At 39.7% G+C, this 23,885-nt stretch carries 20 protein-coding genes and 2 pseudogenes; 7 read left to right on the top strand and 15 right to left on the bottom strand.

The annotated features are described in order from the left end of the window. Positions 1 to 69 precede the first annotated feature (69 nt). The 5 genes from HEQ36_RS03030 to HEQ36_RS03010 all read right to left on the bottom strand — a co-directional run bounded on the left by HEQ36_RS03030 (position 70) and on the right by HEQ36_RS03010 (position 3,485). The gene (locus tag HEQ36_RS03030) at positions 70 to 822 is read right to left on the bottom strand and encodes an MBL fold metallo-hydrolase (protein ID WP_053538274.1); all 753 of its coding nucleotides are present in this window, start codon (positions 820 to 822) and stop codon (positions 70 to 72) included. Positions 823 to 1,011: 189 nt separating this feature from the next. Beyond that, on the bottom strand, positions 1,012 to 1,155 hold the full coding sequence (locus tag HEQ36_RS03025) for a type II toxin-antitoxin system HicA family toxin (RefSeq protein WP_168637208.1): 144 nt from the start codon (positions 1,153 to 1,155) through the stop codon (positions 1,012 to 1,014). Positions 1,156 to 1,157: 2 nt separating this feature from the next. Then, positions 1,158 to 1,376, bottom strand: coding sequence for a type II toxin-antitoxin system HicB family antitoxin (locus tag HEQ36_RS03020; protein ID WP_168637207.1), 219 nt, complete (start codon positions 1,374 to 1,376; stop codon positions 1,158 to 1,160). A gap of 72 nt (positions 1,377 to 1,448) precedes the next feature. Next, the gene (locus HEQ36_RS03015) at positions 1,449 to 2,219 is read right to left on the bottom strand and encodes a circadian clock KaiB family protein (RefSeq protein ID WP_168637206.1); all 771 of its coding nucleotides are present in this window, start codon (positions 2,217 to 2,219) and stop codon (positions 1,449 to 1,451) included. A gap of 48 nt (positions 2,220 to 2,267) precedes the next feature. After that, complete coding sequence (locus HEQ36_RS03010; protein ID WP_053538276.1) at positions 2,268 to 3,485, bottom strand: type IV pilus twitching motility protein PilT; 1,218 nt, start codon at positions 3,483 to 3,485, stop codon at positions 2,268 to 2,270. Between the two features lie 632 nt (positions 3,486 to 4,117). On the opposite strand from HEQ36_RS03010, the gene HEQ36_RS03005 reads away from it, so the two are divergent. Next, complete coding sequence (locus HEQ36_RS03005; protein WP_027401875.1) at positions 4,118 to 4,492, top strand: hypothetical protein; 375 nt, start codon at positions 4,118 to 4,120, stop codon at positions 4,490 to 4,492. Positions 4,493 to 4,652: 160 nt separating this feature from the next. Here the strand turns inward: HEQ36_RS03005 and opcA are convergent, their stop codons facing one another. The 6 genes and pseudogenes from opcA to HEQ36_RS02975 all read right to left on the bottom strand — a co-directional run bounded on the left by opcA (position 4,653) and on the right by HEQ36_RS02975 (position 10,048). Beyond that, positions 4,653 to 6,026 carry a glucose-6-phosphate dehydrogenase assembly protein OpcA gene (gene opcA / locus HEQ36_RS03000; protein WP_053538277.1) on the bottom strand — a complete coding sequence of 458 codons (1,374 nt, stop codon included), beginning with the start codon at positions 6,024 to 6,026 and terminating at the stop codon, positions 4,653 to 4,655. A gap of 105 nt (positions 6,027 to 6,131) precedes the next feature. After that, the gene (gene zwf, locus HEQ36_RS02995; RefSeq protein ID WP_168637205.1) at positions 6,132 to 7,661 is read right to left on the bottom strand and encodes a glucose-6-phosphate dehydrogenase; all 1,530 of its coding nucleotides are present in this window, start codon (positions 7,659 to 7,661) and stop codon (positions 6,132 to 6,134) included. Between the two features lie 321 nt (positions 7,662 to 7,982). Further along, a pseudogene (locus HEQ36_RS02990) lies at positions 7,983 to 8,102 on the bottom strand (class 1 fructose-bisphosphatase); the annotation flags it as partial. A 1-nt stretch (position 8,103) separates the two neighbouring features. Beyond that, positions 8,104 to 8,583: pseudogene (locus HEQ36_RS02985) on the bottom strand (response regulator); the annotation flags it as partial. An 18-nt stretch (positions 8,584 to 8,601) separates the two neighbouring features. Next, positions 8,602 to 9,909, bottom strand: coding sequence for an ATP-binding protein (locus HEQ36_RS02980; RefSeq protein ID WP_168637203.1), 1,308 nt, complete (start codon positions 9,907 to 9,909; stop codon positions 8,602 to 8,604). Further along, positions 9,872 to 10,048, bottom strand: a complete 177-nt coding sequence (locus HEQ36_RS02975; RefSeq protein WP_199924389.1) for a hypothetical protein — start codon at positions 10,046 to 10,048, stop codon at positions 9,872 to 9,874. Before HEQ36_RS02975 ends, HEQ36_RS02980 begins: the two co-directional genes overlap by 38 nt. Before the next feature lie 668 nt (positions 10,049 to 10,716). Here HEQ36_RS02975 and HEQ36_RS02970 point away from each other — a divergent pair. After that, positions 10,717 to 11,439, top strand: coding sequence for a response regulator transcription factor (locus tag HEQ36_RS02970; protein WP_168637202.1), 723 nt, complete (start codon positions 10,717 to 10,719; stop codon positions 11,437 to 11,439). Positions 11,440 to 11,623: 184 nt separating this feature from the next. Here the strand turns inward: HEQ36_RS02970 and HEQ36_RS02965 are convergent, their stop codons facing one another. Both HEQ36_RS02965 and HEQ36_RS02960 read right to left on the bottom strand, forming a co-directional pair. Further along, positions 11,624 to 12,952 (bottom strand): lipid-A-disaccharide synthase-related protein, encoded by a 1,329-nt coding sequence (locus HEQ36_RS02965; protein WP_053538284.1) that lies wholly within the window; start codon positions 12,950 to 12,952, stop codon positions 11,624 to 11,626. A gap of 397 nt (positions 12,953 to 13,349) precedes the next feature. Next, positions 13,350 to 14,183, bottom strand: coding sequence for a carbohydrate ABC transporter permease (locus tag HEQ36_RS02960; protein WP_053538285.1), 834 nt, complete (start codon positions 14,181 to 14,183; stop codon positions 13,350 to 13,352). A gap of 110 nt (positions 14,184 to 14,293) precedes the next feature. On the opposite strand from HEQ36_RS02960, the gene HEQ36_RS02955 reads away from it, so the two are divergent. After that, entirely contained in the window at positions 14,294 to 15,130 is an 837-nt protein-coding gene (locus HEQ36_RS02955) for a D-alanyl-D-alanine carboxypeptidase family protein (RefSeq protein WP_168637201.1), read from the top strand. Positions 15,131 to 15,406: 276 nt separating this feature from the next. After that, positions 15,407 to 15,985 (top strand): TIGR04376 family protein, encoded by a 579-nt coding sequence (locus HEQ36_RS02950; RefSeq protein ID WP_053538287.1) that lies wholly within the window; start codon positions 15,407 to 15,409, stop codon positions 15,983 to 15,985. A 53-nt stretch (positions 15,986 to 16,038) separates the two neighbouring features. On the opposite strand, the gene HEQ36_RS02945 is transcribed toward HEQ36_RS02950, so the two are convergent. Together HEQ36_RS02945 and acsF are read right to left on the bottom strand one after the other, a co-directional pair. Next, complete coding sequence (locus tag HEQ36_RS02945) at positions 16,039 to 17,424, bottom strand: collagen-like protein (protein ID WP_168637200.1); 1,386 nt, start codon at positions 17,422 to 17,424, stop codon at positions 16,039 to 16,041. Between the two features lie 173 nt (positions 17,425 to 17,597). Further along, positions 17,598 to 18,674: a magnesium-protoporphyrin IX monomethyl ester (oxidative) cyclase gene (gene acsF, locus HEQ36_RS02940; protein ID WP_053538289.1), complete on the bottom strand. Its 1,077-nt coding sequence runs from the start codon at positions 18,672 to 18,674 to the stop codon at positions 17,598 to 17,600. A gap of 621 nt (positions 18,675 to 19,295) precedes the next feature. Between acsF and HEQ36_RS02935 the strand changes: the two genes are divergently transcribed. The 3 genes from HEQ36_RS02935 to HEQ36_RS02925 all read left to right on the top strand — a co-directional run bounded on the left by HEQ36_RS02935 (position 19,296) and on the right by HEQ36_RS02925 (position 23,541). Next, entirely contained in the window at positions 19,296 to 20,738 is a 1,443-nt protein-coding gene (locus HEQ36_RS02935; protein WP_168637199.1) for a TM0106 family RecB-like putative nuclease, read from the top strand. A 61-nt stretch (positions 20,739 to 20,799) separates the two neighbouring features. Next, positions 20,800 to 21,981, top strand: a complete 1,182-nt coding sequence (locus tag HEQ36_RS02930; RefSeq protein WP_168637198.1) for an esterase-like activity of phytase family protein — start codon at positions 20,800 to 20,802, stop codon at positions 21,979 to 21,981. A gap of 87 nt (positions 21,982 to 22,068) precedes the next feature. Further along, positions 22,069 to 23,541, top strand: a complete 1,473-nt coding sequence (locus HEQ36_RS02925; RefSeq protein ID WP_168465122.1) for a serine/threonine-protein kinase — start codon at positions 22,069 to 22,071, stop codon at positions 23,539 to 23,541. Positions 23,542 to 23,885 lie beyond the last annotated feature (344 nt).

Genomic DNA, 23,885 nt, shown 5'->3' with positions numbered 1-23,885 from the left:
ATGTAGATATATTTACATCAAGCCTTTAAATCGCAGATTATAACATCCTCAAACTATCATTGGTTTCAATTAAACCATAACTTTTTCACCGGGTTTAGGGGCAATTACCTGGGTTGTTAAATTGTTTTTCCCTAGCAATGCGCGAAATTCTGCCACAGTTCCCTTTTCTTGCAAGAATTTTACTAATATTCCTGCAAACAAAATATCCCCTCCGGCTGCGGTAGGGAGGATAAATTGAGGTTTTACGGATTTTGCTACTTCTAGGGCGCTATTCATCCCTTTGATAATCGGACCGAGTAAGGGTAAGCTCAAATCAATGATTGGAGTGATTACTACGTCAATGGGTGCTATTTCTTTGAGTTGAGGGGAATGATAGCCATGAGGTTCATAATAAAGTGTGGAATTATTTACTAAATCTTTGAGCAGATAGCCGTTTTCTAATAGGGTGGGTCCAATGGGAGAACCAGGAAAAGCTTTGATTTCTACTTGCTGATTTAAGGTAAAGGTTTCGCCATGATTGAGGCTAATTATTTGTTGATAACCCAGTTGTTTGACAACTTTGGCAGCATTGGGGGAAGCGACAACTGGGATATTTTTGTTAAGCTGCTTTAGGGTGGGTGGGTGTGCATGATCTTCTAAACCTTGAGAAAGCAAAATTAAATTTATATTATCTGGTATTGACCGATCCTGAGAACGAGAACCTTTAAATAACCAATCTAAGTTATTAAAGGTTAAATCACCAATTAACCAAGGGTCAATAAGTATTCGTTGTTCACCAATTTCAATTAACCAACTATTACTATCTAACCAAGTAAGGTTCATAATCACAGAAATTCCTTATTTTTAATATTAAAGATCAAACTTCGTAAATAGCGATTACTAGTAGTCTGTCAAAGAAATTTTGACGGATAAAGAAGAAATGAACCACGTTCGCGGAGCGTGCCGTAGGCATTAGGACGCAAAGAGCGCGAAGGAAGAAGGAAGAAGGAAGAGGAAAAATTTATTTACCCGTCAATTAGTTCTTGACAGACTACTAGGTCGCGCTATCTCTATTCCTATGGCTTTAGTATAAATAGAATGATTGCCACCTTCTCGCAATAAATAAAATCCATTTTCTTCCAAATACTTAATTAAATCTTTTCGTTTTACTGACATAATCAAACTTCTACAGGAATTTGTTCCAGTAAAGAGTTTCCTGTGGGAATTTCTTTATTTTGTTGATGATAGGCAAGAATCATTTCTTTGAGTGCATCTTGTAACATAGTTCTGCACATTTCTAGTGTTTCTCCCTCAGTAATGACTTCTTGCCATTCAATCAATTGTCCCATATATCCACTATTTATTTTGGTATATTTTGCGGTGTATGTAGTTAGCATAAGACATTAATCAAGAGTATTCTATAAATTATAACTTTTTTTTGAGTTTATACATTCTTTGTCACCGGTTGTCTATTGTCCTGCTAACATTTGTAATAATTTATCCATGTTATCTAAGTTACCAACCATCCGCCGAATTGGATGGGGCCAAACCTTAACTAAAGTAGGAGTAGCAGAAACTTGATCTATTTCTGCCTGTTCTGGATTTGTGAGGACATCAATAACTTTGAGAGTATAAGGATATCCTAGCGATCGCTCTAAGGATTCGTGCAAGTTCTGTAAAATTTTTTCTGTAGTCGCACTATGACCAGCCACAAACAAACGCAAAACAAAGCCTGGCGCTCCTTGAATATTTTGTAGCACAGGTTGTCTATTGACAACTGGTAGCTGGTATTGCGAGGGAGAATCAGCCAAATCTAACCGCACAATTAAATCATGATCTTGCCAAAGCTGAGGAAATGTCGACCGATAAGTTGATAATACCAAGCGATCGCATAAACCATCCTGCCAAGGTGCTGATTGCCACACCAAATCTCCCGTCCCAAAAATCGCATTCAACACAGCCTGATGCCTAATCACCGCCGGATAAGCTTCGGCAAAAATTTGCACTTGTTGAGTCCGAGGATTTAACCAGTGATCAATAGTTGCAGTATAGCAAGGCACTAAAAAATGTGGCGGCTCCGGTAAATCGAGAATTTCCTGCAAAGCCGCACATAAATTTAAATGCCATCGTCCTTGCTTACTAGGGTCAATACAATATATCAAATCCCCCCCAGGCGTAAACAAGGCAATACCCTTGAACAACTGGGGTTTAGAAAGTTTGTCTACATTCAACTTAGTCATTAGTGATTGGTCATTGGTCATTGGTCATTGGTCATTACCCATTACCAATTAAACACGACCTCGGAGGAATTGAGCCATTTCGTTAGGAGTTGGCGACATTTCTAGTGCCGTTTCCTCGGTAATCCGACCTTCTTGGTAAAGATCGAGCAATGACTGATTCATTGTCACCATGCCATCAAAACCAGCTTGTTTCATTAACTCCGCAATCTCATCATACTTGCCATCCTTCACCCATTCCTTAACAGCCTCAGTATTAATGAGAATATCGTGGAAAGCCGCCCGTTTACCATCTGTAGTTCGGCACAAGCCTTGAGCAATCACCGCTACTAAAGATTCCGCAACCGCTATTCGCATAGCTTCCTGTTCTTCACCCGAATACAAATTGAGAATCCGTTCAATAGTTTTTACCGCACTATTTGTGTGCAGAGTTCCCATCACCAAGTGACCTGTTTGTGCCGCCTTCAGTGCCGTATTCACCGTTTCCTTATCCCGCATTTCCCCCACCAGAATTAAATCTGGATCTTCCCGCAAAGCTGCTTTCAAAGCATTATCAAACTTGCGAGTGTGCATTCCCACCTCCCGCTGTTTAACCAAAGACTTACGGCTTTGGTGGACAAATTCCACCGGGTCTTCAATCGTAATAATATGTTTAGCCATCTCCCGATTGATATAATCAACCATCGCTGCCATTGTCGTAGACTTACCCGAACCAGTAGGACCTGTCACCAAAACTAAACCCTTGTGATGATGACAAATATCTCTAAACACCGGTGGTAGGCGCAACTGCTCCATAGATAGAATTTTGAGAGGAATTAACCGCAGTACCATTGCATAACCACGCAGGGAATCAAACACATTAATCCGCACACGGGCAAAATCGTACTGAGTCGCCCCATCAAATTCTAAATGTTCTTGAAACCTTTGAATTTCAGAATCAGAGAGAATCTCCCGCAACCAACGCATAAAAGTCGGTTTATCAACTTCGGGATAACTTGTCGTCAGAATTTCCCCTCGGCTGCGGAAGCGGGGAATTTCACCCACTCCCAAGTGAATATCAGAGTAACCCTCATCAAAGGCTTCCTGAACAAGCTGCGCCAAGGTACGTCCTACAGGTTCATTCGTTAACCCATTAGAATTGGAAAATATTGGTGGTGGTGTAGTAATTATTGGTGGCGCTGGTGCGTTCATTTCTAAATTTGCCACCGGAGGCTGTACTTTTGCTTTTGGTAAAGGTGGCGGCATTCTAAATGTTTGTGATTCTGTCATATATCTTCACTTTTGTTAATTAGTAATTGCTTGTTCGTCAGTTGTCAGTTGTCAGTTGTCAGTTGTCAGTAGAAAATATTTTCCCCCTGCTCCCTGTCCCTGCCTCTGCCTCTGTTATGCAGTCTTTTTAGTAGGTTATTTACCAATATACATATTTTTTAACACATACTGATTATCCTTGCTCTTCCGTAAGATTTACGTAATATATCAGTAACTAATAATATCAAGTAATTAAGGGTGGCGAGAGGAGTGAAAGCGAGGAAAATTCAGAATTACCCATTACCTACAGCCTATTTTTTATCACCTCCTGATAAATTATGAGAAATAATATCGTTTTCCATAAGAAATGTTAAGCATCTGAGCGATCAGATTGCGGGGATCAATATCTGCTTCTCATCTACCGTTAGTCCATATCTCTCAAGGCATATACCAGAACTCTTTCCCCTACCTGTGGGTATATGTGAATTCTCATTCATAACTAGAAAAAATCAACTGTAAACTTTAGTAAAGAAATGCTCATTTTGAAGCCAAGGTTTTATATACTAAATTTCACTGAAACAAAATCAGTTAATTCGCTTTCGAGTGATAAAAAACTGAAATTTAAACTTGCTGTGTATTTAGGAGGAAAAGTCATGGTTTCGGCTCAAAGCTCTAATCTAGTTCGGACCCACTCCTTGTTAATGATGAGAAGCTTTTTAATCTGGACATTTACGTTGGCAGTGTGCTTGTTAGTTGTTGGTTTTCCGTTGGTTGTATTAATGGCTACAGTAGGTTGCTTGTTATCTATTGTTTTACAATCCGTGATGCCTGCTAGTGCCGTGTTAATTGTGGCAGGTGGCTTAGTAACGTTTAATGTCATGGCAGTATTAATTGCTGCTGGAGTGCTAACAGCTAAAGGTATTCATCCTAAGCAAATAAAATGGTTAAATTGGTTACATGACGAAGCTGAAAAAACTCAAACCACTGTTTATGCAGCTTGCCCTTTAACTTGTGAAATCAACCAATAATTATCATTAGCTAACACTTGACAAATAGTACATCTGCCCGGTTTAGCCGGGTTTTTTAATGTTGAAAATAGGGAACAGGGAACAGGGAACAGGGAACAGGCAAGAGTATTACCCATTACCCATTACCCATTACCCATTACCCATTACCCATTACCATTAACTATTTTCCTAACTTAATCGTGTTACCAATTGCAATTAGACTGTCCTCAAATAAAGCCTCACGTCCCCAGCGTTGCACCTGTTGACTCAACAAAGCCTCTGCCTTTTGTTCCGAAAGAGAAGTAACCTGTTGGAACAAACCAGACGACTGAGCGCCACCATGAGTTTCCATTCGCATACAGCCGCCAGTTTCCGAGCAAATCACAGTTCCGCAATTAGCTTGAATATTAGTAGAACTCAACCGCAAACCAATTAAATCGCCGACAATTTCCCCAATATCAGCAATGGGAACACCTGCCAACTCAACTTCTATGTGTTTTTGGTCTTGAGACAGGAATTGCACATAAGTGATGTCATAATCACCGTTTTCCTGTTTATAGCCAACTGGTTGCCATTCTAAGCGATTAGCTAACCAACCCAAATACAATAAGGCTTGAGCAGCATTGCCTTTTTCATAATCAATATTGACACGATCAATTTCTCTAAGAGCAGCCCGACGATTAGGCGCATCATAAGCTTGTGCTGTCAACTCCTGCCACGCAGATAACCGCCGCCAATTCAAATCAGCCAAAGGTACACCAGATTCTACTAACTTTTGCAAGCTGAGTAAATCATCTTCTGGTGTATTAAAGTTGCAAGAATCAACAATGACATTATTGCAAACTGCGGCTAATCGTTTAAACAAAGGGTTAGCCGCATCCGGTGTAGCTTTCCACCAGAGGAACTTAGGTAAACCACCGATTAATAAAGCGGGAATCATGCCCCCAATGCGTTCTAATGCCGAAGCAGTACCAGTGAGTGTAATATATTCACAGCAAACAAGAGTGCTAGAAGACTGCTTTTGAATTGGGCAATAGGCAGAAACTTGAGCCTTTACCCCTTCATCATCCCCAGCCACAGGACATAAAGCAATGATCCGGCAGGGGTTACGGATGGCAATTTCGTCCGCAATGGTGGGACTCGTAGGACTGAAAGTATAGCCCATAGCGGCACCATGACTATCTCCATTTGGTCCGGTGTGCTGCTTTTGGAAATATTCTTGCCGCAAAGCAGTGAGAGTTTCTGGTGTTGCACTACCAGTTTCTGAGAGATGGTGCTTTTTTTGTAATTCCTGCAATGCTGTTTTAGTTTGAGGTCCGAGAATGCCATCAATAGGACCCTTGTAAAAACCTGTTGCAGTTAATAAATACTGGGTTTCTTCAGGTTCGTAAACCACCAAAGTAAATGTTGTAGCGCGGGTAGCAGCGGGTAAACCACCGTCTTCTCCCTGAATACCGTAACTTTGCCAAACTTTAGTAAGTTCTGCTTCAATTTCGGTGAGGGAAACATCCTTGGGGGCTTGCAAAGAATAAATTGTTGGTGCTTGGGAAATCATATTTGTCAGTTGTCAGTTGTTCGTTGTTCGTTGTCAGTTGTTCGTTGTCAGTTGTCAGTTGTCAGTTGTTTTACCAATGACCAATGACTAATGACCAATGACTAATTAAAGTCTGCGCCAGCGGCGACCGTCTTGGTTAATTAATAATTCTGCCTCTTCTGGTTCCCAAGTACCTGCTTCATACTGAGGCACTGTAGTAGGATCTGCGGGTAAATCCCATACAGATAAAGCAGGTGTAACCACTTGCCAAGCCGCTTCTACTTCGTCCGCCCGTGTAAATAAAGTTTGGTCGCCCATCATACAATCAAGGAAGAGACGATCATAAGCATCAGAAGTAGCTGTAATTCCAAAAGAACCATAGCTGAAATCCATATCTACGGAACGGGTGCGGAAATCACCACCGGGCATTTTTACATCAAACCGGAGGGAAATCCCTTCATTGGGTTGTATCCGCATGGTCAAAACGTTGGGGTTAGCTTGCTGGGATGCGGAGGGGAACATTCTGGAGGGAACTTCGCGGAAGTGAATGGCAATTTCACTAACTTTTTTGGGCATCCGCTTGCCAGTTCTCAGGTAGAAAGGAACACCTTTCCAACGCCAATTATCTACTAAAAACTTCATCGCCACATAGGTGGGAGTGGTGGATTCAGGATTAACTCCTGGTTCATTTCGATACCCTTCCACCTGTTGTCCTTTCATCCAGCCAGCGCTGTACTGACCACGAATAGCTGATTTTGATAAATCATGAACATCAGCCAAACGGGTAGCTCGTAGCACCTTGACTTTTTCTGTACGGATACTATCAGCATCCATAGCGTTGGGTGCTTCCATTGCCGTTAAACAGTAAAGCTGCATTAGGTGGTTTTGTAACATATCCCGGAGTGCGCCGGCGGTTTCATAATAGCCAGCCCGGTCTTCCACACCTACGGTTTCAGCTACAGTGATTTGTACGTGGTCAACAAATTGCCGATTCCACAAAGGTTCAAAAATGGCATTAGCAAAGCGGAAAACCAGCAAGTTTTGGACTGTTTCTTTACCTAAGTAGTGGTCAATGCGATAAACTTGGTTTTCTTTACAAAACTTTTGGACTACTTGGTTGAGGTTTTGGGCGGAGGCTAAATCGCGTCCAAAGGGTTTTTCGATGACTAAACGATGTTTTTCGGGGTCGTCTAGCATTCCCCCTAGTCCTAGTTGTTTGATAGCTTCGGGGAAGAAGTTGGGCGCGACGGAAAGGTAGAACATCCGGTTTCCGCGTGTTCCCCGTTTTTCGTCTAGTTCAGCCAATAGGGTTTTGAGTTTTTGGTAGCCGGCTGGGTCGTCTATGTTCCCTGGGCAGTAAAATAAACCTTGAGAAAAGTCTTGCCAGAGTTCACCTAGTTCTACACTAGCGTGAGCTTCTTCCATGCCTTTTTGCATCTGCTCACGGAAGTATTCATGACTCCATTCCCGACGGGCTACGCCCACAATGGTGGTTTCTGCGGGAATCCGTCTTTCTCTCCGCAATTTGTATAATGCTGGGACTAGTTTCCGCCAAGTTAAGTCTCCAGACGCGCCAAAGATGACAATTATTTGTGGTTCGGGCATCCCTTGCTGTTGTAGACCGGCACGCAATGGATTTTCTAACAAACTGACCATAGGATTTTAGATTTTAGATTTGGGATTTTGGACCGGGGGTTGAGGTTTGTGATCTTTGCCAATTGCCCCAATTCCCCCTACAGGTGAGAATAGCTTGACTTTGCCTTTTAAAGAGTTCATGAATGACACAGAAAAGACACGGATAGCTTATTGCAGGTATATAGGGTACATAATTAGAATTCAGAATCCAGAATTTAGAATCCAGAATCCAGGGAATAAATTCCCTGTCTGATAGCTAAAGTCGGTTAAAACCGACTATTTTTCTTTTATTTGTTCAGTCTAGAACATGAGGTTTGATTTTTTAATTAATTAGAGCTTTGTCTAGTTATCTGTTTTAATAAAAGACATGACTTTGGCTACGTTTTCTTTACTACCAATAATTAATGGGGTGCGTTGATGCAGTTTGGTGGGAACGACATCTAAAATATCCATTGTTCCTGTGCACTCGATTAGCAGCTACTAGGGGAGTACGTAAATCATGGGTAAGACGAGAAACAAAGTCTTCTCGCTGGAGGGTCATTTTGCGTTGTTCGTCAATACTGTGCTTTAATCTTAAGAGCGATCGCACTCTGGCTAATAATTCTTCAATCTCAAAGGGTTTGCGAAGAAAATCATCAGCACCGATATCTAAACCTTCAACTACGCTAGCTTCAATACGGGCTGTCAGTAGTAAAATCGGAATATAGTTGATTTCAGGATTATTCCGAATCCGTTGTGTAACTTCATAACCATTTATTTCTGGCATCATCACATCTAAGATAATCAAATCCGGTGGTGACTTAATGACTTTTTCTAAGGCTATTTTACCATCCATTGCTGAATCAATTTCATAGCCTTCGCTTTCTAAGATTGTCCGCATTAAAGTCAGATTATCTGGGACATCATCAACGCACAAAATTCGGAATTCTTTCAAGTTAGACATATTTAAGTTCTTGGTAATCTACAATTTTAAGTGGGGATAATTGATTGAAGCTTTATGAGGAGAATATACAGAATGAAAAGGATTTTGATGAGGACTAAAAACTACACTCCCTAAATCTGGTGCTAAATTTATTTTTCGTGGTAATTTTATTTTAAATATTGAACCTACCCCTAACTGACTTTCGATATCTATTTTTCCTCCCATGATGTCTACCAGTGAATCAATAATAGCTAAACCTAACCCTGTACCTGAATATTTACGACCAATACCTTGATCAATTTGGTGAAATGCTGCAAAAATTTTTTGAAAATCTTGAGAAGCAATACCAATCCCTGTATCCTTCACGGTTATTATAACTTGATTTTGAGTTGTTTCTTGGATTTCTACCCAAATAGTCCCAGCCTCAGTAAACTTTACAGCATTGGAAAGTAAATTGATGACAATTTGTTGTAACCGTACTGCATCATTAAATACTAATGTATTTTCTAGGTCTATTTTAACTAGCAAAGATAAATTTTTGGCTTCAGCTAAGGGACGAATTTTTGTAACCGCATGACTCACAACTTTTGATAAATCCAATATTTCTGGCTTTAGTTCTAATTTCCCGGATTCTAGTTGAGAAAAATCCAGAATTTCATTAATTTTTAGCAGTAAATCTTTGCCATTATTGAGAATTTTCTCTACCATGTCTAGTTGTTGATTTGTCAACTGACCAAATTTGGGACGTAAGAGAATTTGTGAAAACCCAATAATTGCATTCATGGGAGTTCTTAGTTCATGGGATATGGTGGCTAAAAATAGTGATTTGAAGCTAGATATTTCTAAGAGTTTAAAGTTTTGGTATTTAATATGTTGCTGTTGTGCTGTTAATTCTTTTTGCTGTAAAACTAGCTGTTCACGACTTTCTTTAAGCTCTTGGTTTGCTAAATCTAGCCGCATTTCAGCATGATGTATACGGATGGTACTGCGTAAGATTTGAGCTATGGTTTCTGGTGATAATCTAGACTTAAGAAAATACTCACTAGCACCTAATTTTAGCAACTCTCTGGCTATTTGTTCATTGTCTGAATCTATGAGAATTACTAGCGGAACTTTAATCCCTGAAGATTGTAATTTATGGATTAATGTGAAACTATCTTGATTTGGTAAGTGATAGTTAAAAAATACGCAATCATAGTGATTATTGATGAGGGCAAAAAAGGCATGATTCCCATCTTTAACTTCATCAATTTCCATGCTAATAGCTGTTTGGGTCAGAGCTAGACTTACTATTGAGCCATTAGTCTGATCATCGTCTACAACTAAGATTTTCAGATTCTCTTCCATCGGTTTTTCTTCTGGCTGTCAAATACAGATTTATATTCAGCATTTCTATTTTTACAGTTTCTAGATTATACAAATAATGAACACGATTTTCTGGTGAATGAGCAGATTTATTTCCAGGTAAAAGAAATACTTTATCCACTTAAAAACATTGTAAATTAGTAATTCATTAACTGTCCTCACCCATTAGTGAGAGTTGCATGGAAACATTATGTACCATTGGCTTAAGTGTTTTTATCTAAATATTGGTAATAATTGTCAGGTGAAAAATTATTTGCGTCACACATATAAATAAGTAGGTTGGCGTTGAAAATTGTCGTTATGGCAAGGCAAAAGGCAAGAGGCAAGAGTGAAGAGGGTTTAGGCGATTTTACATTTCTTTACACAGTTTGGTTTTATTGTGTTCACCTACTTACGTTTTTAACGTAGATATCAGGGTTAGAAGTTTTTTTTTGTGTCTGATAGCATAGTGTGATAATAGTAATACTCGCATATTCGCTAACTGCTGTGTTGAATCCATTGTAAATTTCGTAATAGTACCATAACTGTAATTTTTCTGATTTGTCTCAATAATTTCATTTGTTTTGCGGGAAATATCTATATATCTTTAGCTAGATTTTTACAGCTATGAAAATTCAAAAATCAATTATTTACTATTCCTATTGATAGATGTTCATTGTTTCACAGATCATATATGCTGAGGGGTGGATAAATTAGATACAATTCTTAAAAATCAGCTTTTTCTCCTACTTTTTGCTATTGGTAATACTTCCTTCAGAAGTCATCTGATTATCACGGGTGTAATAAATAATGAGTGACATTAGCATTCTATTAATTGAAGATCATGATTTAACGCGCATGGGACTGAAAACTGAATTGCAGTTGCATGGCGGTTTTAAGGTGGTAGGTGAGGCGGCTAGTGCGAATCTGGGACTAAAACTGCTAGAAACAACTAAACCGGATGTGGCTGTGATAGATATCGGTTTACCCGATATGGATGGGATTGAACTGACGCGCAAGTTTAGACGTTATCAGGCGGAAACAGGACAATCGCAGACCAAAATATTGATTTTGACGATGAATAATTCAGAAAATGTGGTTTTGGCAGCCTTTGCCGCCGGCGCAGATTCTTATTATATGAAGGATACAAGTGTTAATAAATTTATTGAGGCTGTACAAGCAACGTTTCATGGTAACTCTTGGATTGATCCGGCGATCGCTAATATAGTATTACGGAAAATGCGCCAAGGTGTCCCCGGTGATCATCAATCATTGGATAAGCCGAAAACTGTCAAAATTGAAGCCCTAGAAACAGAATATGAACAAGTTTTAGAAACTTACCCCCTCACCCAACGGGAACTGGAAATTCTGGCATTGATTGTGGCTGGTTGCAGCAATGGACAAATCGCCGAGAAGTTATATATTACTGTAGGTACGGTCAAAACTCATGTTCGCAATATTTTAAATAAACTCTGTGCTGATGATCGTACCCAAGCAGCAGTTCGGGCTTTACGTTCCGGTTTGGTGGTTTAGGAAAGGAGTCATGAGGTAGGGGCGCAGGGCCTGCGCCCAGTCAGGAGTATGGCTAACGCCACGCTGCGCTATTCAGGAGTATGGCTAACGCCACGCTGCGCTATCAGGAGTATGGCTAACGCCACGCTGCGCTATCAGGAGTTCAGGAGGAAGAAGGAAGAAGAAAATTACCACTGACCAATGACTAATGACCAATTACCCTTTCTTGTAAGCATTCTGCAATCCGTTGTGCTGCACCTGCACGTCCCATGCGTTGAATGCCGTTTCCAGCGATCGCATGGAGGATGTCAGGATTTTTGAGGAGAGATTGGATAGCCGGGAGAACTTGTGATGGTTGGTTGACGAGGGTGAGGGATATGCCTAAAAGCCGACTTTGGGCTTCTGCAAAACCGGGGTTATATTGAGGACCATTACCAGGGATAGCGATCGCAGGTTTTCCCAAACCAATGAATTGTTCCGTTGCTGTTCCAGCCATAGCGATCGCCACATCACCTAAATACAAGCAATCATTATAGGCTTGTTGGGTCAAGATGAAGTAAGAATTTTTTTGTTGAAAAGTCAAACTGTCGGGGTCAGAAATTGGTAAAGGAGATTGATCACACCGTCGCCAACCTTGGATCTGTAAACTTTGTGATAAAATACCACAATCTAGACCAGGAGCGATCGCCCCTAAAAAAATCATCGTCCCCGCAGCCCCAAATAAAGAATCTGGTCGTCGTAAACTAGCCATCAGTGCTGATACAGCAATCATGATGATTTCCCAATTATTGTAAGCTTCCGGCGCACGAGAACCGGGCAAAAGAGTCACAACAAAAGGACGAATCACCTCTTCGAGTTCAGCATCAGGACGATAGAACTGTTGTGCAGTCAAACTTGTCTGTAACCCATCCATCATGGGATTCCCCACATCTACAGCGGGAATTGACCATTTTTTGAGAATTTCCGTAGTCAGAGAATCTCTAGGAAACACCGCCCGACAACGACCACGACTCATCAACCACCTTTCCCAAGGATGGTAAATCGAACCAGAAAAATTTTCCCACCATGCGGACTTTGATTTCCTCGGTAACAATCCCATTGCGTCACGCACATAATATTCTGATTTAGCCGTCCCCACAAAAGCATAATCAGCACCACTCATCGCTGCAAACAGCAAAGGAACAATATCCCCCACAGCGAGAACAGCCTTTTGATTACCTAACTTAGTTTGTGAACTTACCCAACGGCGGATAGATTGAATTTGATTAAGAGTCAACTGCACCAACCCCCCGCCAACATCACGCATTAATTCACGGCTATCCATATAAATAAAACCACCAGAAGGCATAGTTCGCACTTTACCAATCGGAGGAATATCTATTTTTTGATAAGCACGTCCTTCACCCACTATTGGTAAAGCAAAAATATCCGGTGGAGAAGATAATTGTTGTAAAGCCTGAATAATCCGCACAGCAATCATATCTTCCCCATGACCATTGCTTAAAACTAATAACTGTAATGGAGAATTGATCATTTTTCTAAATGCTAGGAGTCAGGAGGTAAGTAGGTTGGTGTTGAAAATTGTCGTTATGGCAAGGCAAAAGGCAAGAGGCAAGAGTGAAGAGGGTTTGGGCGATTTTACATTTCTTTACACAGTTTGGTTTTATTGTGTTCACCTACTTAGAATTATTGAAAATAGCTTTTGCATATTCCCAGGATTGCCATATCCGGGGTTCAGAAGCTTGATGATTTTTTTGGCATTGCTGAATCGAGGTATGAAATTTCCAAATTGAACCTTTAAAAATCTTACCTTTGCGTCTTTGCTACGGCAGTCGCTCATGGGGGAAACCCCCAAGACCGCGCTGCCTCGCCTTTGCGTGAGACTAAAATTCATACCCTTAATCAGCAACGCCATTTTTTTATCTGCATTTTTAACCCTTGACTCCACTCCCCGTATCAGTAGGGACGATGTATTTTTGTAAAAACAAAAATAATACTAACACTGGAGTAATAGAAATTACTGAACCAGCAGCCACTAACCGCCAATCTAAGGAAAATGTTCCCGCTAACTTAGCTACCCCCAATGGTAGAGTATACAAACTTTCATCCTGAATGACAATTAAAGGCCACAAGAAGTCACTCCAAGCACCAATAAAAACAAAGATAGCCAAAGTAATTAAGGCTGGGCGAATGGCAGGTAGCATTACGCACCACCATAATCCTAACTCAGAACTGCCATCTAAGCGAGCCGCTTCCTCAATTTCTTTTGGCACACTTATCAAAGCTTGTCGGAGTAAAAATATACCAAAAGCAGATGCTAAACTCGGAAAAATTATCCCTAAGTAACTATTTCGCAATCCTAGTTGCACTGTTAAAATATATAAAGGAATCATGACAATTTGGAAGGGAATCATAATTGTGGACACAATGGCAATAAAAATCCCATTTCTGCCCACAAATGATAGTCTAGCCAAGGGGTAAGCCGCTAAGGAACAAAATAACAAATTTAAACCAACTGTTAATACTGATACTAATATACTATTGTATAAATAAGTTCCAAAAGGTAGAGATTGCCAAACTCTGGAGAAGTTTTCTAATGTTGGTTGATTGGGTAATAATTGCGGTGGTGACTGCCAGATATTTTCCGTTGGTGATTTTAAGGCTGTACTGATCAGCCATAATAATGGAAATAGCATCACCAGGGCGATCGCTCCTAGTATTCCATAAATAACTAAGGTTTGAATGCGAGAGTTTTTAAAATTCATTATCTTGATAAAAATGATTAAACACGAAAGTAATTAACCTAATAATACAAAAAAATGACTGGATTTTGCGATATGATGAAATCGAAATTTTCAAAATAAGTAATATTTTCATGAAACTAGTTCTGAAAATAGCAGCATTTGTGACTATAATTATTTTTGTTAGTGTTAGCTTAGTCTCTATCCACAAAATTTCCCAAAGTCAGCCAACACAAACCCCTCAAATCACGGCAGACTGTATAACTAACTCCGACATACCTTGTCATAGCCCAACAACATCTGTAAATACACAATTTATTCCCAATCAGCAATTAGATGATCAACAGCGTTTCTTAGCAGTAATCGCCAAAAAAATCCCCACAATTCCCCAAATTGATACTTTTGAATATACTTTACTGCGTACTTATGGGACAGTATTTATTAATCAAAAGCCAGGAATTAACCTACCACAAAAAGTGATTTTAGATAACGAATCAGCAACCCAATCTTTTCAGGATGCAATTAATATAGCTTTAGTAAATGACACACAAGAATGTTATTTACAAAAAACAGCCGCCACCGCTTTAAATCAAGCCAAAAGTTTAGCAACCATTCCTTTAAAATCAGGTTACGCTGGAGATTGTCTTCGCAATTTTGCCACCAATTTAAGATTTTGGAATAAATACGCAAATAGCGAAACATTAGCACAAGTAAAAGCCGGAAAAGAAACAAAAATTCTCGGATTAGTTGCCCCCCCTGGCACATCACAACATCTGTGGGGATTAGCAATTGATTTACAAGTATCAACATCAGCCCAAAGACAGGCTTTAAATGAAAATGGCTGGTTTCAAACTGTAGTTAGTGATCTTCCCCATTGGACTTATTTAGGCTGGAGTGAAGATGATTTACCCAAATTTGGATTACAACAAAAAATTGTCCAAGGAATCAAATATTGGGTAACACCCATTTAACAGGAGTTCAGGAGGTAGGGGCGCAGGGCCTGCGCCCATTCAGAAGTATGGCTAACGCCACGCTACGCTATCAGAAGAATGAAGAATGAAGAATGAAGAATGAAATTTCTCCCCTACTTCCCCTACTCCCCCTACCTCCCCCACTCCCCCTACTCCCCCTACTCCCCCCACTCCCCCCACTTCCCCTACTCCCCTACTCCCCTACCCCCCCCCACTCCCCCCACCCCCCGTTCCCTGTTATAAATAAACATATATCTAATCTTTGGAGTATTAACAGTGAGTTTATTTGATGATTTAAGTCGGTTTTTAGAAAGTCGTTTAGAAGAATTCTTGCGAAATAACCCTCATTTAGAGTTAGAAGCACTATTAGAACAACTGCGGGAACAAGAAGAAGATACATTAAAATTAATTGCCGAGTTACAATTGCAAGAGAAGCGATCGCAAGATGAAATCCTCTCCACAGCCCAAGAAATTCAAAAATGGCATATCCGTATTGAAAAAGCCCAAGCCGCAGGTAGACAAGACTTAGCCACCCCAGCCCAAGAACGAGAAGCAGCACTACTGCGAGAAGGAAATCAGATGTGGGGACAAATGCAAGGTATAAAAGAACGCATTAGTCAATCCCAAGAACTACTTCGCAAAATTCAACAACGTCGTCAAGAAGTACAAATCAAAGCAGCCGAATTACAAACAGCAAGAACCAAAGCACAAACCCAACAAAGATTAGAAACTGAAACTCATGGCTGGAATACAGCTACTAATTATAATAGTAATTTTGATGACCTAGAAAATACATTTCGCCGTTGGGAAACCCAAGATGAATTAGAAAAACTCAAACGCAACATGGGAAAATAATTATGGATAACAAGATCCCCGACTTCTCTAAGAAGTCGGGGATCTAAATCTTATCATCGCTTACGAATTACCCCTTGCCAACTAATTTTTTGCTGTATAGAACGTCCACCTAAAGAACGAATTGCCACAACTTCAACATCAACCTTTACACCTGGATTTAAAGCTTGACTAGGAATTTTTAACTTACCTAAAGCCAGAGTAAAATTATTATAACTACGACTTACTAACTCCGCAGGAACTTCCCCTTCATATAAAATTTGAGGATTAAAAGCATCATCAAAATTATCTCGCGCTCGATATTTCACTTTAAACCGAGTATTAATCACATCAGATTTACCAGCTAAATCAACTATTCTGAAACTGAGATTTTGTCCCGAATTAGCAAATTCAGCCACAGCTAACCTAATCACATCTTCCTGAAAAATAGCATGATTTACAGTGTACTCCGTCAAACCTCCCGTAGTTTTAGCAGTACCATCAACCCAGAGATTTTCAGGAAAAGCAATATCTATTTCTTGATTATCATTTAAAGAGAGTTTTACAGATTGATTAGCAAAATTATTAATAGCCTGTTTTTCTGACCAAACTAATTTAAAACTTCCGTCCAAACGCCGTTCAAACTCTCGATATTCATCAGCAATTACAGAACCAATGGCAAGTAAAGACTTTGCCCCTTGACGAATTTGCCACTTATTTTTAGAAAGATTAAATTGTTGATTTGCCAATTGAGAAACCGCAATTTCCGCAGTTGGTTTATCATCTGCTAAAACTTCTTTGCCATTAACTATACTTAAAATTCCTAACCTGCCCGGTTTACCATCACGCCCATCTCTACCATCACTGCCATCGCGTCCATCGTAACACCGATAAACCTTTTGAGTACATTGACGATTGAGAGTACCAGATCTTCCTGTACAACTTTCCCTCTCCCAACGTCGTTGACGACAGGAACAACCCACCGCACCTCTAGCACCTCTTCCACCCCGTCCACCTTCGCCACCAACAGCCCGAACGGCAATTTTCCTTAAATCTGCCAAATTCGTATAATAGACCGTCAGATCGCCACCCTGACCACCATTGCCACCAGAACCACCGCTACCACCATCACCACCATTGGGGGCATTAACATTATCTCGTCCTTCTTCCTGATAATTCCGACAACTAGGACGAAAACCCGGTTCACCATCCTCGCCATCTTCACCATCTTTCCCAGATAAGTCAAGATTAACCGCCGAACCATCAGCGTTTATTATCTGGCTTGTCCCACTGCGTCCATCTCTACCGCTACGTCCGTTACTACCATCCCTATCATAATACCCAGCTACTTTTAATTCTTTAACATCCGTTGGACAGACAACCGCACCCACCGCAGGTAATAAATTAGTAAATAAACAAAATGTCAGCAGAAACGGTAATTGATATCTAAAATTTTTGTGCATGATAAGTAAAACTTATTATATAAAAGATTTGGATTTGATGTAGGGGTAGCGCCCCCGTGCCTACCCTGATTCTTGGGCAACAACGGGGGGTTTGCCCCTACTTTCAAAAATCAATGATAAAAAAAGGTGGTTTTGTCCAAGACAAAACCACCTCCTCAAAAAATAAACTCAAATTAACGAGCTTGTCCGTGAGCAGAAGCCGCATCAATAGGCTTCATCAGATATAATTGTAATAACTGCCAACCATGAGACAAATAGATTGGGAATTTTTGGAAGAATTGCAGGAATTTAGGAGTATTAGAGCTAGAAATTGCTGCCAATTTTTCGTTATTCTTGACGCAAACATCTAAACGCTGATAAAACGCTGGGTTTTCAACATCCAAAATAACTGGGAAGACTCTACCAGCGGTTTCATTAGTCTTCTTGATTACATGAATATCATAATCACGCGCATCCAAGCCCAAGGAAGCATAGAAATCTTTGCGTTGAATATCATTGAGATACATAGTTGCAAACACTGACAACAGGAAGAAGCGACTCCATAGTTTAGCTCTCCAGTCATTCAACATTTGTGGCTGCGCTCTCATAACCGCATCAAAGAAATCACCGTGACGGTTTTCATCCTGACACCAGTTCTCAAAAAAGTTGAAAATTGGATAAATTTGATCTTCAGGATGGGCTTCTAAATGACGATAAATGGTGATATAACGCCAATAACCAATCTTTTCAGAAAGATAGGTCGCGTAGAATATGAATTTGGGCTTAAAGAACGTATAACTACGGCTCTTAGTCAAAAATCCTAAATCTAAAGAAAGATTAAAGTCTGACATAGCTTTGTTCAAGAACCCAGCATGACGGGCTTCATCCCGTGACATCAGGTTAAAGCCTTCAGCTAAAAGGGGGCTTTTATCCTTTAGGCGACGGCCGAGTTCTTTGTATAGCAAGAAGCCGGAAAATTCTGCTGTGCAAGAACGTTCGAGAAATTCAACGAACAATTTGCGAGTTTCTCCGTCAATAGAGTCCCAAGATTTTTCAAACTGAGCATCCCGAACAAAGTGATGGCGGTTGTAGTCAATGCGGAATTCTGCAATAATAGCTTCTAATTCCTCTTCATTGACGGAAAGATCCATCTGCGCCATTTCATCGAAATCGGTTGTGTAAAACCTTGGTGTTAAAAGGGTTTCTTTCGCCGGGGACTTAACTCCAGAACGAATTTCGTCAGAGCTTGGTTTTTTGAGGGAGTCTACCATGTTTTGATTTGCTCTTTTATCTTTCTTTTCTTGATGACACCAGAAAGCTGATCCTTATGCTCTCACAAGGTGCAAGGGACAACAATTATGATTTTGTATGAAATTCAGTGTAGCAATATCTAGCCCAGAAATGAGCAGATAAATGATTAAGAGTTGCAAAAATCCACAAAAAACGATTTACACTTTATTTCTATGGCAATAAGGATGATGGTTTTAATGCCGCCTTTGAGGCGCGGAAGGTTAAATTAGCCAAAACCGAGGAAAATCATGTAAGCTGGGAAAATACAAGACATTATTAATTGGGCTGGTAATATGGTGTTGAAAAATATCGCCAACAGTGATGTTTTATACTAAAATGTCGAACCTTCTGTGCTGGTTACTCCGGTGGGACATAATGTGTTGGTGATAATCACTCATGAAAAACCAGAACTAAGTAGGTGAACGCAATAAAACCAAACTGTGTAAAGAAACGTAAAATCGCTGAAAACTTCTTTACTCTTGCCTATTGCCTATTGCCTTGCTATAACGACAATTTTCAACGCCAACCTACTTACACTATTTGGCTGAACAATGCAATTCTTAACTGTCCTGTAATTTCTGAATTATTGTTAGCTTAAAAGGATGTTAATCAATGCTCAACTTTTACTACAATTTCAACGCTGTCAGCGACGACCTTTTTTAGATGTTCATGGTGATTATCTTCAGCGAGAGATTCCCAATGAGTTAATGCTGAAGGTGCAGAAGGACAAAAGCCTTCATCATCAGCGGATAGTCAGAAAGTTAAGTTATTCCGAACCGGATTATGTTGCGAGTGATTGGCAAGCAGGAGCAGCATCAACTCTAGAACTGATGCAGCAAGGAGTGAGTTATATTCGTCGTGGTGTAATATTAACTACCTATTATGAAAAATATACTTTGCTGAGTCGCCCAGATTTGCTTGTGAAACAGCCGGGGAAATCCCGTTTTGGAAATTGGAACTATGTCCCGGTTAATATTGAATTGGGTAAGCGTCCTAAGCAAGAATATCAGGTAGTTATTGCTTTTCACGCCCAAGTTTTAGCTATGGTTCAGGATGTGATTCTGAGTCAGGCTGGGCTGATATTGCGAGATAAAGATAAAACTTATGTGGTGGATTTGGACAAATGGACACCACAAATGCTGGATATTTTAGAGGAATATATTCAAGTTATTGAGTCGGTGGAAGCACCGGAAATTTTTATTTCTCGGCAGAAATGTAATCTTTGTCCCTGGTATAATTATTGTTATGCGAAAGCGAGATCTCAAGAACATCTGTCTCTGTTGCCAGGTGTAACACCGATTCGCTACACTCAACTGCAAAATTTGGACATCACTACTTTAGAAGCACTGGCACAGACCCATCCTAGCACCTTAGAAAACTTAACAGGATTTGATGGTAATGTGGCAGCTAAATTAGTTGTCCAAGCCCAATCTGTATTCACCAAACAACCCTTGATTCTGGCTGATTCCTTTTCTTTAGAATATCTGACTTTTACAGCCCCGATTGAACTTTATTTTGATATTGAAGCCCAGCCAGATTTAAATTTAAATTATCTTTTAGGTGTTTTAGTTGTGGATAGAGTTGCTAATACTGAACAGTTTTATGCTTTTTTGGCGGAACAACCAGAACAAGAACCTCTAATTTGGCAACAATTTTTAAATTTAGTGAATCAATATCCCCAAGCACCAATTTATCATTTTTGTGCTTATGAAGTGGATACAGTCAAACGCCTGGGAAAACTGTACCGCACACCTCATGCTCAAATTCATCCTCTCCTGAATCGGTTTGTTGATATTTATGAACAATTAATTCAAAGTGTGGCTTTACCAATAGATAGTTATGCGTTAAAAACTATTGCCCGTTGGCTGGGGTTTGAATGGCGTGAACAAGAAGCCAATGGTGCTAAATGTATTTACTGGTATGATAAGTGGTTAGAAACAGGCGATCGCACTTTATTAACAATCATCCAAGACTACAACGAAGATGACTGTCGCGCCACCCGTACTGTCAAAGATTGGCTAGTCAGTTTTTTCACAAGTACATAAAACTTCTTTCTTCTTCCTAATTTCTAACTGGGCGCAGGCCCTGCGCCCCTACTATTATTCTATGTTGCATCTTCCAAAATTTCGGAAACCATTCCTGATTCTTATCTTGGCAACTTCACTAATTCTGATTAGTTTTCTGGTTAATAATTTCGCTTCCGCTTCTTTCATCATCAACAGCATAGAATTTATTGGTCAAGCTACCTTACCCACAGGTTTAACTTTCCAAAAAACCGAAGTTGGCGGTTTATCGGGAATTACTTATGATGCCAAAAATAACTTGTACTACGCAATATCTGATGACAGAGGGCAAGAAGCACCACCTCGTTTTTATACTTTAACAATTGATCTGAGTAAAGGTAAACTAAATAATAATGGAGTTGTTCCCGTAGGTGTAACGAACTTATTAGATAATAATAATCAACCATTCCTCCTCAATACTACTGATACAGAAGGAGTTGCCCTCACTAATAAAGATACCATATTTGTTTCCTCAGAAGGTGATGTAGACAGACTCATCAATCCCTTTATTAAAGAGTTTGCACTAGCTTCTGGAAAAATAATTAATACCTTACCCATACTGGATAAATTTTTGCCAGATTCTCAAAAGCAAAAAGGCATTCGCAACAACTTAGCCTTTGAAAGTCTCACCATTACACCGAATCAAAAACTTCTATTTACAGCCACTGAAAACGCCTTAATTCAAGATGGTACAGCAGCCCAATCAGGTGTTGGTACATCTTGCCGCATTTTGCAATATAACCTCTTAACCAAACAGCCAGAACAGGAATTTCTCTACCAAACACAACCAGTGACACCCTTGTTTAATCCTACAGGTAAATTTGCCAGTGGCTTACCTGATTTAGTAGCGATCGATAATGCAGGAAACTTTCTCAGTATAGAAAGAAGTTTTACAGGTTTGGGATTTACAGTTTTTCTGTTTCAGGTTTCCCTAAATAAGGCCACAGACATCCATAGCTTAGAGAGCATTACCGAAATTGACCCTGATAAAATCCAGCCAGCAGCAAAAAAACTCCTCTTAGATTTACGAACTTTAGATGTATCATTAGATAATATTGAGGGATTAACCTTAGGTGCAAAACTCCCCGACGGGCAACCATCACTAATTTTAATCAGCGATAATAATTTTAATGGACTACAACAAACTCAAATTTTAGCCTTTAAGCTGAAAATTGAATCTCCACTAACCAAATTATTACGCCGCTTTAGAATACCTAACTTGTGACATACTCCACACACTCCCCTATGCCTTGCGGCACGCTTGCGCGAACGGGTGAGTGTGCGCTTCTCAGTGACTGTAGAGGTTATTAACGTGAATAATAGTCCATACCTGCCTCCACAAAATCAGGAGTTGGTAGCCAACCGTTATCAAATTAAAACATTAATTGAAAGAGGTGGCATGGGTGAGGTATTTCTAGCAGAAGATATGCTGCTGGGAGGAACACCAGTAGCCATTAAGTTTTTATCTCAAACTGTTATTGATACTCAAAGACAGGAAAGCTTTAACCGTGAAGCTCTTCTCAGTGCGGCTTTAAGCCAAAAAAGTGTGCATATTGTTCATGCTTATGATTATGGTGTAACTACTAATGGCAACCCATATTATGTCATGGAATATTTATCTGGACAAAGTTTGAAGGAATTAATTCCTCTGTCTATCCCCATGTTTCTCAATCTAACTCGGCAAATTTGTTTAGGCTTAAAGTGCGCTCATCAAGGTGTCAATATTGATGGAAAAATTCAGCCATTAGTTCATAGAGATATTAAACCAGCTAATATTATTGTTACTCCAGATCCCATCTTAGGTAAATTAGTTAAAATATTGGATTTTGGCATCGCCAAATTTCTTAATAGTACAGAATCAATGATCACCAATGAAAAATGTTATGGAACTTTAGCATACTGTTCTCCTGAACAATTAGACGGTGGAGATATAGATAGTCGTTCTGATATTTATAGTTTAGGTGTAGTCATGTTTGAAATGTTGACAGGGCAAAAACCTTGGCAACCAGCAGCGGAAGGATTTGGGGCTTGGTATCAAGTACATTTATTTGAATCACCAAAACATATATCAGATATAAAACCCAGTCTCCAAGTTCCACAGCAACTCGATGATTTAATTATTAGTTGTTTAGCTAAAAAGCCAGGTCAACGTCCCCAAAATATGACGGAAATTCTCCAGGGTCTGGATAAAATAGAACAATCCTTGGAGCAAGCATCTTTAAATTCAGGTTTGGGAAATTCTGAATTATCTCAAACCAAAATCATACTTGATCAACAATTTATTTGGCCTCAAAATAAGCCAACTCAAAAAATTGTTTTTCCTCAACTCATTAGTGAAAAAAAAGTATCTACAGCTTCTTTATGGATAATGTTACCAGAATTAGAAATTCAAAATTATGCCTATACTACACGCTACACTCGATTTATTTTTATTACACATCCCCATCCGATGTTGTTATGGATAACACTACTTTACGACCATGACCTTACCCCTAAGTGGCTACCATGTTACTTAGATATGCAAAATTCCCAAAATCTCAAATTGGTGTGGTCATTGGCGGAAAATGAGTCCTATTCCTTACTTTTCTTTACCTTAGAACCTTCACATTGCTGTACTAATATGTTCAGTATTAGTATTTCTCCCTTACAAACACAAAATCTGAAGAATTGGGTGCAACAAAGTCAGAGCATGAAAGCTTCTACGGAATTCGGAACTAGCAAAAGCTTGTTAAAGCAGCAATATGAATATATAAAATTAGAGATACTAAAGCAGTTAAAATCATGAACTTGTAGGATTTAGGCACTGTAAGTAGTCGGACAAAATTAAATTCACTCGTTGAGAGAGGGAACTCTTAACTCTTAACTGGGAACAGAAAAATCAATTGTGTAATTAATTCTGTCCCATTACGTATAAATATACTGAAAACGGTTCATAGTTTAACCAAATATGAAACCCCTCTGGTAAACCTCTCCCCGCAACGGGGAGAGCCTTTGAACCTTGTATTATTAGCGGGCTTTTCAGCCCCCACCACAAGAAATTTTGGGATATTTTTTTAATGGGAAGTCTCTTAGGGAACACCAAAAAATAAATTACCCAATTTTGTGGGATGGGCATCCTGCCCGTCCTTG

Origin of the sequence: Anabaena sp. 54, from assembly GCF_017355725.1 — a bacterium.
Lineage (GTDB): Bacteria > Cyanobacteriota > Cyanobacteriia > Cyanobacteriales > Nostocaceae > Dolichospermum > Dolichospermum heterosporum.
This window is presented reverse-complemented; position numbering and strand designations above follow the sequence as displayed.